The sequence below is a fragment of the Reticulibacter mediterranei genome (assembly GCF_016587455.1).
Genome location: NZ_BNJK01000002.1, coordinates 3022462 through 3041045, shown reverse-complemented (window position 1 = coordinate 3041045; position 18584 = coordinate 3022462). Strand labels below are relative to the sequence as shown.

Annotated in this window: 8 protein-coding genes and 2 pseudogenes; 9 read left to right on the top strand and 1 reads right to left on the bottom strand. The window is 55.2% G+C overall.

The window, feature by feature from the left end; translation table 11 throughout:
- Positions 1 to 24: 24 nt before the first annotated feature.
- A pseudogene (locus tag K3T83_RS52510) lies at positions 25 to 2995 on the bottom strand (Tn3 family transposase); the annotation flags it as partial.
- Positions 2996 to 3359: 364 nt separating this feature from the next.
- Here K3T83_RS52510 and K3T83_RS52505 point away from each other — a divergent pair.
- The 9 genes and pseudogenes from K3T83_RS52505 to K3T83_RS52465 all read left to right on the top strand — a co-directional run bounded on the left by K3T83_RS52505 (position 3360) and on the right by K3T83_RS52465 (position 18572).
- Positions 3360 to 3809 carry a MarR family winged helix-turn-helix transcriptional regulator gene (locus tag K3T83_RS52505; RefSeq protein WP_236065305.1) on the top strand — a complete coding sequence of 150 codons (450 nt, stop codon included), beginning with the start codon at positions 3360 to 3362 and terminating at the stop codon, positions 3807 to 3809.
- Positions 3810 to 3940: 131 nt separating this feature from the next.
- Complete coding sequence (locus K3T83_RS52500) at positions 3941 to 6625, top strand: winged helix-turn-helix domain-containing protein (RefSeq protein ID WP_220211019.1); 2685 nt, start codon at positions 3941 to 3943, stop codon at positions 6623 to 6625.
- Between the two features lie 255 nt (positions 6626 to 6880).
- Positions 6881 to 7753 (top strand): NmrA/HSCARG family protein, encoded by an 873-nt coding sequence (locus tag K3T83_RS52495; protein WP_220211018.1) that lies wholly within the window; start codon positions 6881 to 6883, stop codon positions 7751 to 7753.
- Positions 7754 to 7806: 53 nt separating this feature from the next.
- Positions 7807 to 8745, top strand: coding sequence for an NADP-dependent oxidoreductase (locus tag K3T83_RS52490; RefSeq protein ID WP_236065304.1), 939 nt, complete (start codon positions 7807 to 7809; stop codon positions 8743 to 8745).
- Positions 8746 to 8812: 67 nt separating this feature from the next.
- Entirely contained in the window at positions 8813 to 9298 is a 486-nt protein-coding gene (locus tag K3T83_RS52485; protein ID WP_220211017.1) for a cupin domain-containing protein, read from the top strand.
- 96 nt (positions 9299 to 9394) lie between these two features.
- Positions 9395 to 9994 (top strand): annotated as a pseudogene (locus tag K3T83_RS52480) (oxidoreductase); the annotation flags it as partial.
- Between the two features lie 286 nt (positions 9995 to 10280).
- A complete protein-coding gene (locus K3T83_RS52475; protein WP_220211015.1) occupies positions 10281 to 13493 on the top strand; it encodes a winged helix-turn-helix domain-containing protein in 3213 nt (1070 codons plus the stop codon).
- Positions 13494 to 13838: 345 nt separating this feature from the next.
- Entirely contained in the window at positions 13839 to 17069 is a 3231-nt protein-coding gene (locus K3T83_RS52470; protein WP_220211014.1) for a winged helix-turn-helix domain-containing protein, read from the top strand.
- Positions 17070 to 17285: 216 nt separating this feature from the next.
- Positions 17286 to 18572: an MFS transporter gene (locus K3T83_RS52465; RefSeq protein WP_220211013.1), complete on the top strand. Its 1287-nt coding sequence runs from the start codon at positions 17286 to 17288 to the stop codon at positions 18570 to 18572.
- The last annotated feature ends 12 nt before the right edge of the window (positions 18573 to 18584 follow it).

The following is an 18584-nucleotide window of genomic DNA, read 5'->3' as shown; positions in this document are numbered from 1 at the left end:
AGTGGAGCTTTCATCCCATGAAGCGAGTGCCAACCGCCTGCTCATATCCAATTGCAGCATCCCATATGGCTCGACATGGCTGTAGAAGAGGGGCGTCAGCCCTCGATAATCTTCTTTGGTCAGTCGCTTCTGCCAGGTACTCTCGGTTAGCACATCTTGAATCATTAACGTGTTCATGTAGACCAGCGAAATCTGCAAGAGATGCAGCGCCAACATAGAGACCTCTTGATCATCGAGGCGATTGGAGGTAAATTCTCCCCCTTTTCCATAGTGAATGAAAGAATTGGCGGAATTCCAGTTTTCGACGACATTTAATCCTTCATGGATCTCCCGGCGCAGTTCCTCTGATTCGAGATACTGACAGAGAAAAATGGTCTTGATGGCCCGGCCCAACTCTGCGAGCGCTCGGTACGTAGGATGCTGGAGGTTATTGCGCGTGAAACGCTGAAGGATGGCCTCCGTCTCTGCTGTGCCGAGCCGAAGCGCGGTGGTGTACTTGACCATCTCATCATATTGATTGCGGATGAGATCCCAATCGATGGGCCGGGTCAAGATCGGCTGCAAGTTCTCGTAGTCGGAAGAGTTGCCTGCTTCCGGGCGATAGAGCTTTTGTAAGGCGATATCCTTGAGTCGAGGCAGCAAGCGGAAGCCCAGGAGATGGCAAAAAGCAAATGCTACCTCAGACTGTCCATGTGTATCGACATAATTTTTCTGGATTTCAGCGTCAGTACAATGACGCAAAAGGCCCTCAACCATTGCAGCTACTTCTGAGGAAGAACAACTTTTGAGCTGCGAATAAATACAGGTAGATTTCCTTTCGATGTGCCAATAAATCATGATTCCAGGCCCACGATAGCGAATATGCCATTCCGTGAGCAAGTTCTGGTTCGAGGCTCCGAACTTTTTCGAGTCAGAGGCACAAGCCGTTGTGCCTTCTCCCCAGATCTCCGCTCTCCGCGCCTCAAAGATGGCATTGGCAACATGGGCGATGGCATTGCGTAGTTGTTCTTTGTGAATATAGCGGCTGCGCACATAGCGCAGGTCCGAGTAGGTGGTGCCAGGATCAGCGCTGGGGAGGCGCTTGAAGCCCGTGTTGGTCCCCAGCCCATAGAGACAAAGGATCAACCGTCGGTGTAATACTTCGCGGGGCAAGCGTTCTCGGCTCGCGACTGAGGTGAGCAAATCAGGAAAATTCGTGCGCAAAGCTGTTTCTTTGAGCATATCGAGTAAGCTGGTCATGGGCCAGCGGCTCCCCACCTCTTGCTTGAGGCTGAGCAGATTGCGAGGTTCAGGCTGGGGGGCCAGCGGGGAAAGACAAATGGGCTTCTTGCGACCTGGCAGGAGCTTGACTTTATCGCGAAGGTGGGGCATGGCTCCGTCGAGGGAGAGCAGCGCCTTACGCATATCCTCTTTGATGGAGTCGATGAACGTGTCAGCTTCCGTAGGTTGGTGAAGCGCCTCATAGTACGTATCTCGTTTTTGGCTGAAATCGGTGGGCAGATCATCGTCAGGGTTACGATACCTATTCGCCCCAACGGTCCAAATCTCCCTCACCCGTACCTTCTCCCGCAACGCCTGCAATACACACACTTCGTAATTCAACCGATTCACCTTTTCCGTCCCATCGTCGTCTTTCTCGACCACAAACTCGCGCCATTTGGGTGCGACGACCTCTTTAATGGGGATGATTTCATGGTCAGGATAATATTGGCGTGGGCAACGGACATAATCCTGAACCAATTGGAGCGCACGAACCACTGGACGGTACAGCTCATTGTTCGAGCGAAAACTGAGAATATCAAGCAATTCTGGCACCATGCGCCGATAGTGGTGGCTGTAGGATGCACGCATGATGACATGTACTTGCTTACGGAAAGCAGGACTACGAGCTTTGTACTCTTTGATGAGATCACGCAGCAGCTTTTCCGAAGCCACCGGGAAGACTACTTCACGTACTGGTTGATCTGGATGTTCCACCGCAGCTTCAGCAATGCGGTAGAGGATGCCTTCTTTATTCGCCACGCGCTTAAATTCGTTGAGATATTCTTGTTCCACCCGTTTCTCGGCCCGTACATCAATTTTGTGAACAATGTGAATGAGGAGATCTACTAGGCCATCTGTAATCTCCTGTGCGCGGAGAAAGCAGAGGGCAGCAAGGAGTGTCAGGCGCTTCGCTCTGGGATGCGCACGGAGGCGTGAGGGTTCTTCAACGCTTGCGCGATTTCGATAGACGATCAAGACTTTGCGTGCAATGCCCGGAAATAGGTCGTCAGGCAAACCGGGTTCTCGAATACGTCTCAGTTTTGCCATCTCTTCCAGCATCGTCGCCAACCCAACTCGTCCTGGGTCCATGCGAAGCTGCTGAAGAGGACTGACAGTTGTAGCTGATCGATCTGGAGAATCCCCTTGCGCTTCATCCTCGTGTTCTTGTGCAGAAGTAATCTCTGGTATCAGTAGCGCTTCCAGAGCTGTCTGCGCCGCTTCGAGAAGGCGAGAAAGCGTTTCATCATAGAGCTGTTGTTCAAAAGTGGAGGCAGCAGACCGCATCAAGCGAGTCAGACGGTCTGGAGTCGGAGCCTCTAAATGCTGACATTTGAACCATGTATATGCCTGCTCCCGTAAGCGTTCATCTTGATGTTCTTGCGGAAGCACTTCTGTCATGAGCCACTGTTGCATGTGCAGCATCTTCCTGGCTCGACTCCTTGAAGCCAAGTGCCTTACGGATCAAGGCTCGGTGATATTCAATCGTGCGGCCTTGCCAATCATACTGCAAATACTCCGATGGCTCTACGCCTACTTGTGTTGCTACAAAGGAGATAATCCCCCCAGGAATCTCGTTTTTGAAAAACGGGAAGCGCCCCTTGCGCTGAAAAAATTTGAGCAACACCGCAAATCCTAAGCGAGTCGCTCCAGTCTTATTCCCTACTTGAGCTTGGTCCCAAGCACTCAGTATCCAATGCTCGATTAGCTCTTCATGCTCCCATTGACATTTCATATCTCTTCTTCTTCACTCCCCATTTCACCTCTATGATCTGCCAGTTTCACCTCTGAGAGTCAAAGCCAGCAGTAACGTTCGGAGTATAACGAAGAAGTTCACTCAACACAACAGAAAAACATCTATGTACATGCAAGAGAGAAAATCCCCTTGCTCTGAATAAAAACATAATGCTATTCTAGCTTCTTATACGTAAAGTGCCCGCTACTTTGAGGCTGGTGACAGCTTACGTAGCGCTACCCCTTCAACAGAAGAATTGTCAGGAAAGCAACAGCTTCTCCCCCAAACCGGCCGAAATTGGACCGAAATTACCCTTGACGACTTTCCCCTTTTGATGTTACTCTGCCGGTAGAGTAAATGGGAAGTGGAACAGACGACGCACATGAACGAAGAGATCAGTTATCACATCGTCATGCTGGCCCATGCCCATCGCCAGTGGGCGGAAGAGGCACTCAACAGGCTCGGTCTCTATACCGGGCAGGAGCATATTCTCTTTCTCCTCTACCAGGAAGATGGGTTGACCGCCACGCAATTGACAGCCCGCTTCGACGTGGGATTGGCTACGATTGTGAAGTCCATCCAGCGGATGGAGCGAGCTGGCATTGTGGTGCGTCGTCCTGATCCCACAGATCGGCGGGCCTCGCGGGTGTACCTCACCGAACGCGGTCGTTCTTTGTATGAACCTGCCCTCCAGATATGGCATGCTCTAGCGGAATGCACGGTGCGCGGGATGTCCGAGATCGAACAGGTGCTGTTTCGTCGTCTCATACAACAGGCTGTTACCAATCTCGTCTCAGACGATGATGAACCATGATTGGAACATCTTTTTTTACCCTGAAAATACTATACCGGCATAGTAAATGATAGGAGGGAACACATCCAGAATACGTGTTGCATCCTCATAGATAAGAAACTTCAGAAGAGAAGGGAATCATCAATACAGGTATGTCTCTCGATTTTGTCATCGCCGGTACAAAATTTTCTGCACCAACTTCTCTGCACGCCCTCATTCATCGGCAGCGGTTACATGATGTGCTCAATACGGGTCTTCGGTCCCCTTTGACGCTGGTCTCGGCTCCTGCTGGCTATGGCAAAACCAGTGTCTTGTCCGAGTGGTTTTCAGCCACTCAGGCTCGCAGATCCTGCGCCTGGGTCTCGCTGGATGCCTCTGATGATGAGGTCCATCGGTTCTGGCTGTGCGTGTTCCTGGCACTGCAGCGCTGTGCTCCCGATCTGATGAAGCCGCTCCTCTCCCTGCTGCAGGATCAGCGCACACCACCGATCCAGGACCTGCTCTCCCTGCTGGTCAATCGGCTGCTTGAAGAGCCGAAGGCTCGCTACGTGCTGGTCATCGACGACTATCATCTGATGACTGAACCCGCCATCCATCAAAGCCTGACCTACCTTATTGAGCGGTTATCTCCACAACTCTGTCTGTATCTTTCGACCCGTGTAGATCCTCCTCTGCCTCTGCACCGGCTATGGGCTCGTGGGCATCTGCTGGAGGTGCGGGCACAACAGCTACAGTGCACGCCTTCTGAAGCCAGCGCCTTTCTCCGCGAGGTCATGGAGCTCTCACTGACCAACGAAGAGGTCGAAGCGATCACGCAGCGCACCGAGGGCTGGTTGGTGGGACTGCAACTGATCGCGCTCTCGTTACGGGGCCAAGCACTGCTCTCGGAGGTGTTGACACGGACTTCTGGCAACCAGCGCTACATTCTGGACTATCTCACTGAAGAAGTGCTCAGGCAACAACCAGAACGGCTCCAGACGTTTTTGCTGATCAGCAGCTTGCTTGACCAGTTCTGTGCGGCTCTCTGTGATGCGCTGTGGGAAGAGGGCCAGAGTCAACAGATGTTGGAATACCTGGAACGCCAGCATCTATTTGTTGTGACAGTGGATGCGGGAGGAAGCTGGTATCGCTATCATCATTTATTTGCAGAAGCCTTACGCCATCACCTCCGTCAGTTCACTTCACAGGAGCAGATCGATGCCCTGTATGGGAAGGCAAGCTCCTGGTACACCGAACAAGGGCTGTTGTATGAGGCCGCGCACTACGCGGTGCGCAGCCACGATTGGCAGCACGTCATTACGCTGTTTGGGCACTTTCTCCTCCACCCACGAGGGCAACCCGGCGAGATCCACATGATGCAGCAGTGGATCGAGCAGCTCCCCGCTGACCTGTTTTATCAGCATCCGCGCCTCGGGCAGTTCGCTGCCCGGTTATGGTATTACATGGGGGATTTTCGGACCGCTGAGGACTGGTTAGACCAGATAGAAATCGCGCTCGCTCAGATGCCAGAGGGGAACACACGCTGGCAGTTCTCAGCAGAACTGCTTGCCCGTCGAGCTGTGAGCAGGGGATTCTATGGGAATGTGCAGGAGACGATTGCGCTGTCCGAACAGGCACGACAAGTGCTTGTTGATGACAACAACTATGTTCGCGCCCTTCTGAGCACGGCACAGGCGTATGTCTGTTTGGCTCGCGGTGAGATTCGCACGGCATGGCAAGCTCTCCAGGAGGCTGTTCCAGCCTATGAGCAATCGGGAGGGATAGCGAGCGCCTGCCGGGCGTTCTGCGTGGCTTCGTCCTATCTGCTCATGCAGGGACAACTCAAGCAAGCCGAGCAGACGCTCGCCACCCTCACATTGAAACACCAGGAGAAGCCGCTCATACAGGCGGCGTTGTCTGCCTGTCAGGCGGCGCTGCTGTACGAGCAGAATCACCTGGAACAATCATTGAACCAGACACAACAAGCAGTACAACTGCTGGAGCAAGCTGGCGCCATGCTTTTTGTTGATCAAGCCTATGTGGTCTTGATGCAAATCTTCCTTGCGCGCCAGCAGTTCGACGAAGCTTCAGAGACGCTGCAGCGCTTGCTCACCCTTCCTGCCTACCGTGACAATAGCTATGCCCAGGCCTGGCTTCTCTCTGGTCTCCAGGTCCGGCTCGGGCTCTCCATGGGCAAACAGGAGGTCGCCGTGCAGTGGAGGAAGCGCTCTCAACAACACGTGCCCCTCCTTTCGGTTTTTGCACAGGAGCGAGAGGCGGTAGCCCAGGTGCGGGTCCTGCTGGCCGAAGGCAGCAGTGAAGAGGCACACCAGCTGCTCGCTATCTGGCTGCCCCAGGCACGCTTGACAGGGCGCCGGGAGCAGGTGTTAGAAATGTGCCTGCTGGAGGCGCTGGCTTGCCAGCAGATGCAGCAAGAACAGCAAGCGTTGCAGGCGCTGGAAGAAGCCCTGACGATAGGGGAACCAGAAGGCTATCTGCGTCACTTTCTCGATGAAGGTCCCCGCCTCGTGCCTCTTCTGAAACGCAGCCGCGAGCATCATCCAGGGTTCTATGTCGATCACTTGCTCGAAGCGTTTCTGCAAGAAGAGAAGAGCGGCCCTGCCTCTTCCGCTCACAATCAGGCCCTCATTGATCCGCTCAGTCCTCGCGAGCAAGAGGTTCTGGAACTGCTGGCACAAGGAGCCTCCAATCAGGAGATCTCGCATGCTCTGGTGATCGCGCCAAACACCGTCAGGCGGCACGTGCAAGCCATCTTCGCCAAATTGGGGGTACGCAACCGTACACAGGCCGCAGCACGTGCGCATTCGCTTGATCTCCTCGCGAAACAGGACCACTGAACGCCGATGCTGCGTTCATCCTGCTCGGATGCAGGAATGGTCCTAATGGATCATGTCTCTCCCTCAGAGAAAATGACTCCAAAAGATCAAGATCTTTTGTGTTGCCAGTAGTATACTCTCCACTATCGCCGACAAGGGAGATGTTCCCTCAACTCCGGCGAGAGGACAGATAGAGACAATAATGGAGAAGTGAGTTCCTTTTTTGCCCTGACTGAAAATACTATATCGGCATAGTATATGCCGAAGAGGAAACGAATGCCACATACTGATAAAACGATTCTTGTCTTTGGAGCCACTGGACAGCAAGGATCAGCTGTCGCCCGGCAACTTCTGAAAGATGATTGGAACGTGCGTGCCCTTGTTCGCGATCCCAGGCGAGCGCAGTCTGAGGCGTTGCGCCAACAAGGGGTAGAGCTAGTTCAGGGCGATTTGAACCAGCCGTCCTCGTTACGCGAGGCCATGAAGGACGTCTATGGCATCTTCAGCGTGCAAACCCCCTATGCCGAAGGGGGAGCGGCAGCGGAGCTTCAGCAGGGGAAAGCAGTCGCTGATGCCGCTTTGCAAGCTGGCGTAAGTCATTTAGTCTATTCCTCAGTTGGTGGGGCCGAACGTGGGACGGGGATTGCCCATTTTGAGAGCAAGTGGCAGATAGAAGAGTATCTGCGTGCCCTGCATCTGCCCGTGACGATTCTGCGTCCGGTCTTTTTTATGAGTAACCTTCAGTATGCCACCACAGTAGAGGCTGATGGCACGCTGGTGGTGAGCCAGGCACTACGCCCGGAGACTCGCCTGCAAATGATCGCCGTGGAGGATATTGGAAAATTTGCGGCCCTGGCCTTCGCGCATCCTGAGTCGTTCCTGGGCAAAGAAATCGAAATTGCCGGGGAAGAACTGACGATCGCTGAGATTGCCGAAAGCATCGAGCGAGTAACCGGAAAACCGACTCGTTTTGTTGAACTGCCTCTAGAGCAACTCCGTAGCTTTGATGCCGAGACCGCCATGATGTATGAATGGTTCAATCAATCTGGCTATCAAGCTGCTATTCCCGCTCTACGCCAGCTTCACCCGGACCTCCTAACACTGGAGGCGTGGCTCAAACAATCCGGTATGCTCTCACCTTCTGCATAAACAGCAAAGACATTTATCTCCTGATGTACCTGAAATGAAAGAGGACTATTCTAATGACAACCATGCGTGCCATACAAGTTCATGCCTATGGCGATGCTGCTCAGCTTCGCCTCGAAGAGATCTCGCAACCCGTGCCTGGAGAGGGTGAGGTGTTGGTCCGTGTCCAGGCCTCAGGCGTCAATGCCCTCGACTGGAAAATTCGTTTGGGCTTGTTAAAGGATATCATGCCCTCCAGGTTTCCCTATGTACCTGGCATAGAACTGGCAGGGGTGGTTGAACGCGTTGGTCCTGGTGTCACGACGTTTCAGCCTGGTCAGGCAGTCTTTGGTCATATTATGGCAGGAGGAAGCTACGCAGAGTATTGTCTTGTGCCTGCACAGACACTGGCTCCCAAACCCACAGCGCTCAGTTTTGATGAAGCGGCAACGGTTCCCATAGGCGCGGTCGCTGCCTGGCAGGCGCTCTTTGCTCAGGGGCAGCTCCAGGCCGGACAACGGGTATTGATCCTGGGTGGTTCCGGTGGGGTCGGCCTTTTTGCTGTGCAGCTGGCTCATCGGCACGGCGCACAGGTGATCACCACCACCTCGACCAGCAATGTCGCCTTTGTGCGTTCACTTGGCGCAGATACGGTCATCGACTACACCCAGACCCGTGTAGAGGATGAGGTTCACCAGGTGGATCTGGTCCTCGATACCGTGGGTGGGGAGGGAACAGCGGGTGCCCTGGTCACGTTGAAGCCGGGTGGGACGCTGCTGACCACCGCGGGACAACCTGACGAGAGGCAAGCACAGACCCTGGGTGTACGGACCGCGTTCTTCAACGCTCAATTGGGCGATACGGCTCAGCTTCTCACCACCATCTCGCGCCTGATCGATGAGGGTCAGTTGCGCACCTCCATTGCCGCCACGTTCGAACTTCGCGAAGCCTCTAAAGCGCAGGAACTGAGCCAGAGTGGGCATGGGAGAGGTCGCATTATTCTTCATATCGCGTAGTGTCCAGGCCCGAGAACATTTTTGAGCAGATGTTTGCTCCCTTCCAGGGAGCGAAAGGAGAAACCAGATGACAGAGCATGTGACGAGTCCGATTCTTCGAGCATTCGAGCAGGGAGAGCGAGTGTTTCTTTCTGAGACCTGGTACCAGGTGTGGAAAACGACAGGAGAGACGACCAATGGGGCAGTGGACACCTGGTTTGAAGTGGTCCCACCTGCAGCGGGACCGCCAGAACATCTGCATAGCAACTTCGATGAGTGTTTCTGGATTGTGAAAGGAACCTTTCTGATCAAAGTGGCAGATACCATCTCGAAAGCCTCTGAGGGAGCCTGGGTCTTCGTTCCTCGTGGGACCGCCCATACCTTCCGCAATGTGGGCACAGAAAATGGCGAACTGCTCATCCTCGCGCTGCCAGCAGCAAAGGTGCGTCAGTACTTTGAGGAAACCGCTGCGCTCTTACGGTCGCAGCCAGTCGACGAACAAGCGCTCCATCGCGTCACTGAGCGCTATGGGGTCATTCTGGTGGGACCACCTTTGCCAGGAGAAACAGCGTAAAAAATCAGAGAGCTCGCCAGGTCTGAGAAAAAGAGGAAATATTCTATGGTATCGCATTCAGCGAATGAATAAAACAATCTAACAGCCACAGCCGCAGGAACATTCACTATGGCCGAGGGTCTGACCGTGACTCGCATGGGTTACGTTGCCATGCAACTAGCCGGCCCGTACGTCTTCGGCCCTCCAGCCGACCGCGAAGCAGCCGTGGCCGTACTGCGTGAGGCCGTCCACCTGGGCATCACGCACATCGACACAGCTGACGCCTACGGTCCGCACATCACCAACCAAATCATCAAGGAAGCCCTACACCCCTACCCCGACTCTTTGCACATCGTGACCAAGGTTGGATCCTTGCGAGATGCTCAAGGCGGCTGGCCGCAGGCACTCGCTCCCGAGCAACTGCGCCAGGCCGTGTATGACAACCTGCGCAACCTTGGGCTCGATGTGCTCGACGTCGTCAATCTGGGTGTGGGAGAGGCCACCGGACCCGCTGCTGGTTCGCTCGCTGAACCTTTCACGGTACTCGTGCAACTGCAGCAAGAGGGACTGATCAAGCACCTTGGTGTCAGCAACGTCACTGCAGAGGCACAAGCGATCGCACCAATTGTGTGCGTGCAGAACCATTACAACCTCGCTCACCGGGAAGATGACGAACTGATCGACTCCCTTGCCGCGCAAGGCATCGCCTACGTGCCTGGTAAATACTCTAAGAGGCTAGAAACAGAAACCCATCTCAGGTTTTTCCTCTAAGTACTCAGAGAACGAGATCACTCTCCGGGAGGGGAAGCGCCTGATTTTCCCTCCCAGGCAGAACGATACAACCTTGGGCGAACTCCCAAGTGTTGAGCAGATATCGTGAGTAGAGGCGTCCTCTTTGACTGCTCCATTCTTTCTGTGCTATACTCCTCGCTATTGGGTGATCGAGTGGGTGATCGGAGAAAACACATGCCTATCAGAGGGGAAGCAGAGGAACAACGGATCTATGCCAAAACCGTCATCACAGATCCTTCTCTGGTCAGAAGAACACCAGGGCTATGATCTTCACATACATGGACAGCGCCAGCGATCTTTTCATCCGCAAGATGAGCCAGCGTGGCTCGCCTGGGTGCAGGAACAAATGGCCTTTGCTTTCCAGGGGCAGGCAGGTCATCTCAGTGTGATCAAAGAAGCACGACCGTGCGGCTCTCAGTATTGGTATGCTTATCGCAGGCAAGCTCGGCGCACCCGCAAACGCTACCTGGGACCGTCAGCGAGGGTCACGTTTGCTCACCTGGAGCAGACTGCCAGAGAACTTACCCGTTCGTCATCATCTCCTTCACGCAGCGAAAGCATCGCTGCAGCGCAATCGCCCTCGGATCAGCCTTCCTCTCTGCTCTCAGCCAAGCTCTCCACTCCGCGCCTGCCGGGCTGGCTGGTTGAGCGTGCTCGCTTGCTGAGAGAACTGGATGCTGTGCGCTCTTATCCATTGACGCTTCTTTCTGCCTCTGCTGGGAGTGGCAAGACGACATTACTCTCGGCATGGGTAGCAGCACAGCGTGCAGAGGAAAGTCGGGGAAGAGCACCGGGTGGAGCGAAATTCCGTCCGGTTTTTGCCTGGCTCTCGCTTGATGTCCTCGATCGGGAGCCGATCAGTTTCTGGAACTCGGTCATTGCGGCCCTGCGGAGCGGTCTGCCCATGATAGGACAGACCGCTTTGGCCTTGCTACACGCGCCTGAGCCTCCCCCGTTCTCTGCCATCTTGACGAACTTGCTTCACGAACTGGAACAGATCGAGCGAGAAGTCATCCTCATCCTGGATGACTTTCATGTCATCAGTCATCAGAGTATCGATCAAGACATGCTCTTCCTGCTTGAGTATCTGCCCGCTCATATGCATCTGGTGCTTGCCACAAGATCCGACCCTGCCCTTCCCCTCTCCAGATTGCGTATGCGTGGGCATCTGCTTGAGTTGCGCGACCAGGACTTGCGCTTTCGTCAGGATGAAACCACCCGCTTTTTGGTGCAGAGTATGGGTCTCCCTCTTTCTGAAGAAGAGGTGGCAATTCTGGAGACGCGTACCGAGGGCTGGATTGCCGGTCTGCAACTGGCGGCTCTCTCCCTGCGCAAGCGCGAGGATCGCTCCACGTTTGTCAAGGACTTTGCAGGCTCCCACCGCTATCTGCTTGATTACGTGCAGCAGGACATCCTGGCGCAGTTGCCCGCCCCGCAGCAGGAGTTTTTACTGCAGACAGCCATCTTACTTCGTATGAACGCCGCCCTTTGCCAGGTGGTAACTGCTTCGCCCTCGCAAAAGGAGAGCCAGCAGATGTTGGAGGAGCTAGAGCGAGCCAATCTCTTTGTGGTGCCGCTGGACGAAGAGCGGCAGTGGTATCGCTATCATGATCTCTTTCGTGAAGCGCTCCTCGTTCGCTTGCAGGCCAGTTCCCCGGAACTGATCCCTCTGTTCCACCAACGTGCCGCCAGCTTTTATGAGGCACAGGGTGAACTGAGGGAAGCCATTACCCACGCTCTGGCTGCGGCTGACTACTCTGACGCGGCACGCTTGATGGAGCGATTTGCACCCACCCTCTTGCTGGGTGGTGAAGCACACACGCTATATAGCTGGATCGTGACGCTTCCTGAGAGCATTCTGTGGCAATATGCTCGACTTGCTCTGACCGTGATGTTACGTCTACTCGAATCTCTGTATAGCGTGAAGGATGCGGTCTCTATCAGGACACGGATACAGGTTGAGCAAACGATTGCGCGCCTGGAAGCAATGCTGCATGCTCAGGAAGAATGTGCAGGCAGCATTGAGGGAGGTGAGACGGACACGCTCATTGCATTGACCTCGATCAGGCGGCGTTTGTATCTGTTACGAGCCTGGATAGAGACGCAGGCACTTCTCAAAGACGGTGAGACAGAACGGTTGTCCGCACTGGCGCGGGAGTTGGAGGCGCTTGGTCAGGATGAGGAGCTCTGCTGGAACATGATTGCCTACTCTATCCACTACTGGCAGGTCGAGGGACTTCGGCGTGAGGGAGCGCTCTTGATCCCCTGGTTGTTGAAGGTCAAGCAGCAAACGCTTCAAGCAGGAGATTGGCAGGCGAGTGCCAGGGTGAGAGGATGGCTGGCCTTTGCCTCTATGAGAGCCGGGCAGTGGCATGCGGTGGAACAGGAATGCCTGGCGGGTCTGGCCTTGGTGGAGCAGAGTGGTGGGCGCACCGCCTGGGCTGGGTACTTGTATTACTTCCTGAGTTGCACCTACTACTACTGGAACCGCTTGGACGAAGCCGCTGATGCGGCGCGGCGCCTGCTCCGCATCGCTCAGGATTGGCAGCAGGTCGATCTGCTGATGATGGGCTATAGCGTTTTAGCGCAGATCGAGATCGTCTGTGGCCATCCGACCGCCACAGATCAGGCGTTGCAACAGGCTGAAGCGCTGAGCAGGCAAGCCCCCCTTGCGGGTCAGAGCTTCTACCTGGCTGGAGTGCGTGCGCAATACTGGTTGGCCGTGGGGAATCTGGAGGAGGCGGGTCGCTGGGCCGATCAGGTTGTGTTTTCTCGGGCAGCCTGGAATCCTAACCACAAAGCAGTATTTCTGATGTGGATTCGCGTCTTGCTCGCGCAGCACCAGTATCCACGAGTGCTGGAATTGCTGGAGCAGTTTCGCGAACAGCTTGATCGGCCCGGCAATAGCAATACCATGATGGACTATCTCGCATCCTACACGGTCGCTCTGCATCAGATGGGGAAACAAGAAACCGTCCAGGCAGTGATGGCTCGTTTGCTCGCGATGACGGAGCCAGAAGGGGCCCTGCGTGTGTATCTGGATATGGGCCAGCCCATGAAACAGGTCCTCCAGAGCTTGCTCACCGTTCCACGCGAGGCGGAGGAATCCACCGCTGTCGCTGCATCGTTTTCTCGCTCCTACGTGCGACGGTTGCTGGCTGCCTTTGAACAACATGTGTCCAGCCCAGCACAACAGAGAACCAGGGTTGATACCACTCCTCTCAGAGCACAGGAGTCGCTCTCTCCCCAGGAGGTGCGTGTGCTGCGGTTGTTGAATGCTGGGAGCACGTATGCCGAAATCGCCCGGGAATTGATTGTCTCCCCTAATACGATTAAAACCCAGGTGAGCAGCATCTATCGCAAGCTCGGCGTCTCCCGACGGACTGAGGCTCTCGAAACCGCTCGTCAATTGCACTGGCTCTAATGCGCTTTGGCATCTCCTCTCGCTTGCAATCTCCCACGAATTGCGCAACGAGCTTGTCGCAGGGAGCGAACCGGCTTCACATATGCCTCCTTGAGATCGGCCCAGAATACGTGTAAACCTCTAACTTAAAGGAATGTGTTCCCTTCCTCACGGGAAAGAAGTCTCTCAAGCATCCTCTGATAGGCTTCTCTTCAATCAAGCACAGGCAAGGAAGACGGAGTGCGTTGACGCAAAGGTCGTTGATCTCTCTGTTGCCAGCCAACATCGGGAGCGAGTATGAGTGCTCTTGCAAACAAAGAAAGGGAATGAGTCAACCATGCGAGGTATCTGCCTGTTGGGGAACACTTGTTTTTTGATACACATCGTTGTATACTCATTCACACTAAGTGTTGGGGGACAAGAGAGAGAAAGGAGTATCGGTCTCTGCCAAAGCGCGCACAATACCTGGTACAACGACCTTTTGAGCAAGAACATTCTCTGCTCATCACACAGGGAAATGCGGCCTCCTGCCAGCTCTCAGAGGAAGGAGGAGCGTGGCAGGCATGGCTTGAGGAACATCGCGCATTTGCTTTTCAAGGCCGCGATGGGCCAATCAATCTCCTCAAAGAAAAGCGTCGTCGTGGCGGCGAGGGCTACTGGTACGCCTATCAGCGCCACAAGGGGCAGGTGCTCAAGTGCTACGCCGGACGGAGTGCACAATTGAGCCTGGAGCGGCTGGAGGATATCGCGGCCAAACTCTCGTCTGAAGGCGCTGTCTTGCCTCCACAGTCGCAGCATTCCCAACAGCATACACCACGAGCGGAACGTACAGCCTCAACTTTTGCTTCGCCATCCCTTGAGCCGTTGCTGCTTCCAAAGCTCCAGCTCCCGCGCCACCAGCCCTCGTTACTTCAGCGTGATCATCTGCTCACGCTGCTGGATCAGGGACTGGAATACAAAGTGACCCTCATCTCAGTGGCCGCTGGCTATGGCAAAACCACGTTGGTTAGCCATTGGCTTACCACACGATCCCAACGCTCGGATTTTCCGCACGCGGCCTGTATTACTTTCGATGAAGGAGATAACGACCCTATTCGCTTCTGGCGCTATATGATCGCCGCCTGCCAGCAATGGCAACCCGAACTCGGAAAGGGCGCGCTGGATCTGCTCCACGAGCACCTGCTGCCATCATTCAAACCACTGGACGCGATGCTCATTGCTTTGCTCAACGATGTGAGTCATCTTGAGCATCCTGGCATGCTCATTCTGGACAATCTGCATGTCATCACCTCGCCTCAGATCGCCGCTACACTCAGCTTCTTCCTTGAGCACCTGCCTGCATCACTCCATCTGGTTCTGCTCGTTCGCGGCGATCCTCCCTTCTCCCTGGCTCGCCTGCGCGCTCGTAACGAGGTGCTGGACATCTCCCCGCTCTCCATGTGCTTCTCTTTAGAAGAAACCAGCGCCTTTCTCGCCCAGGAGCTTTCCTTTACGCTCTCGCCCAGAGCCGTCCACCAGGTCTATGAGCGGCTGGAAGGGTGGCCTGTCGGCTTGCGCTTCCTGGTAGAAATGCTCCGCTGGTCCGCACACGAGCAGGAGATTGAACACATTCTTACTGCCTTCTTTGGCAGTACAGAGCACTCCATATCACGCCAGGCGTTGAACATACATGACTACTTCCTCCACGAGATCTTTCACACCTTGTCAGAGGAGATGCAAACCTTTCTCCTGCATACCTGCATGCTTCCCCGTCTCACAGCCTCGCTCTGTGACGCTCTCACCAAACGTGATGATAGTGTACACCTGCTTACCATGCTACGCAAAGGCGACTGCTTTCTGATGTCGTTAGACTGGGAAGGAACATGGGCGCGTTACCACCCTCTCTTCGCCGAGGCTATGCAGCAGGAGGCGCGCAGAAGCCTCGGCGAGGAACGCATCCGTGCACTGGCGATTCGCGCTAGCCGCTGGTATGAGGCAGATGGACTGCTTCCAGAAGCCATCGAAACCGCTTTTACCGCCGCTGCATACCATCGTGCCGCCCGCTTGATAGCACGGTCCCTTGAACAGCATCAGCAGATCAACGAACCTGGTACCACCGAATGGTATCGCCTGAAGCGCTGGCTGGAACGCTTGCCGGAAGCAGACCTGGAACACCATCCCGATCTCTGTCTCTACGCTGCTCGCAACCTGCTCTTCCATTCACTGGAGGCACCATCTTGCAAAGAGCGCATCCACCATCTGCTCCTGGTGGCAGAACACCATTGGCGAGAGACGAACACGACTGCAAAGTTGGCCGAGGTATTTGCCTTCCGTGCCCTGCTTGCTCGTCAAGAGGGCAGAATCCTCCAGTCCGTCTCATGGGCCACTCAGGCGCTCGCCTGGCTTCCCCAGAAAGCCGTGACCTGGCGGATATTGGCCCTGAGCGCTGTAGGAATCGGCGAACTTCACAACGGGATTTTAGTGACAGCACGCGAACACTTTCTCGCGGTCCTGCCCCTCAACGAGCAGCAAGGCAGCCCTACCGGCGCACGTGCCACCAGGAGCAGATTGAGCCGTGTGAGCTTTGAGATGGGCGAGCTACGCCAGGCAGCAGAGCAATTGCGACAGATTCAGGCCGAGGCCAGGAGCGTGTCGGATCACGACGATATCGCTCGTACCCAGGGAGAGCTGGCGCAGATTTTCTATCAGTGGAACGATCTGGCAGCAGCGGAACAGGCTGCACATGAGGCTCTTTTGCTTGGGGAACAGATGAACATAGAAGAGGTGCAGGCCCGCGCTTCGGCGCTCCTGGCCCACATTGAGCACAGACACGGTCAGACGGCGCAGGCTATGCACCGCCTGACCGCCTGGTTAGCGCAAAGACAGACAACCGCCTCTCTCCATACCTCACGGGAAGTCCAGGCTCGGCTTGTACGCATTCAACTTGCCGATGACGATCTGGCATCGGTGAGACGTTGGGCAGTATCTCACCAGAACAATGAGGAGAGAGTGCCTCGCTATCAGCGCCAATGCGAGCAATTACTGCGAGCACGCTTTTTCCTGGCGAGGGCGGAAACTATCACGGCGATAGAACTGCTAGAGCAGCTCTCTACTGCCGCGTTGCGAACCGGCCATCTGCACTTCAGACTGGAAGTTCAGGTGGTGCTGGCTCTGGCGTATGCAAAGCTGCGGGCGTATGAGAAGGCGCGAGAGCAGCTCGTGGAGGTGCTCGAAACGACACGCGGCGAAGGCTACCTGCGCCTCTTCCTCGATGAAGGGAAGGAGCTGGCTCTCCTGCTGCGCGCGCTGCTGCCCTCTCTACATGAGAAAGCACTGCTTGTTTACGTGCGGCAGATCCTGGGTGCTTTTGCTCAGGAAAGCCGCTCATCTGATGAGCAGAAGGTCGTTGATACCATGCTTCTGCCAGAACCTCTGAGTCCACAAGAACAGAAAGTCCTGCGTCTGCTGGTCGCGGGCAATTCCAACGCTGAGATGGCAAGCGCCCTCGTGGTCTCAATCAATACGATACGCACCCACGTTCAGAGTATCTATCGCAAGCTGGGCGTCCACAACCGCCTCGCAGCGAGTGCTGTTGCCAATCAACTGAAACACGTCTAAAGCATTTCCTCCTGCCTCCACATGCCCATGTGAAACGACAGCATCGTCCATCATCCGACGAATCATTCGCTCGGATGAGGCTGTCTCATCCTCCTGACTGGTATCGTAAAGGCAGCCTGAGAAGCGGTAGCAACCAGCGTTCCACCTGTGCTTAAAAAGGGTGCGAACCGCTTTTCATCGAATACTTAACGCTCTCAAGATAAGGAATTTGACTTTATGAGTACATTAGGACCTCTTACCTCTCAGACGGGATCGTCCGGCGGCGACAAGATGCCCGCACCTGACCGCAAGGCCATCTTCTTTCTCGCGGTGGTTGCGTTCCTCAATTCTATGGGGATGACCATCATCTTCCCTGTGGTCCCCTTTATGACCCTGCGCTATCTGAACAATCCAGGCAATCTTGCACTGGTCGTGGCCTCTCTGGCCTCGATCTATGGTATCTGCCAGTTTATCGCAGCTCCCGTCCTGGGTCTGCTGAGTGATCGCTTTGGACGACGCCTGATCCTGTGCGTTTGTTTACTCGGTTCAGCGATTGGCTACCTGCTTTTCGGTCTGGGTGGGACGCTCTGGCTGCTCTTCCTGGGCCGCATCATCGATGGCCTGACCGGGGGGAACTTTGGCGTCCTCTTTGCCTATGTTGCCGATATCACCAAGCCGGAGGAGCGCGGAAAGTACTTCGGTCTCATGGGGAGCTTCTCCGGAGTCGGCTTTCTTGTCGGCCCTGGTGTCGGTGGCCTGTTAGCGACGCTCAACTTGAGTACTCCTTTTCTTGCTGCGGCAGCCGTCATTCTGCTTGCGCTCGTGTGGGGCTTCTTCTTTCTGCCGGAGAGCCTGAGCAAAAAACACCGCATCAGCGCGATCAGCCTCCGCGCCCTCAATCCTTTCAAACAACTCGGCGGCCTGCTTGCCCATGCTCATCTGCGCTGGCTCTTGCTAGCTGTGTTCCTCTACTATCTGCCGTTTGCGAGTATGGGAATAAACCTGACCATTTTGTTAAAGGATAGTCTGGGTTGGAACGCCGCCGCTGCTGGGATGGTCGCGACAGTGGTTGGGGTGGTCGATATTGTGGTTCAGGGCGTACTGGTAGGCAAGTTGCTCTCAGTTGTGAGCGAGGTAACACTGAGCATCGGCTCGCTGATACTGATCGCGGTGAGCTATATTCTGGTGGGATTGATTGTGCTGATCGCCTCGCCGCTTCTGGTACTTGGAGGGGTATTGCTCTTTGCTGGGGCTGGTGGTCTGGTGGAGAACGCGTTACGCGGTCTGCTTTCACGTCTGGCCGGACCGCGCCAGCAAGGTCTGGTTGGCAGTGCCAGTCAGTCAATGCAGTCATTGGCAATGATCCTGGGTTCGCTGTTCAGCGGTCTGCTCTACGTTCAGTTCGGTCACGCCACACCGTATTGGTCTGGTGCACTGCTCATCGCTCTGGCTATTGGTTCGATCCTGCTGGCTGTTCCTGTTCTGCGCACACACCAGGCCGAGGCAGAATACAAAACAGAATGATGAACATGACAG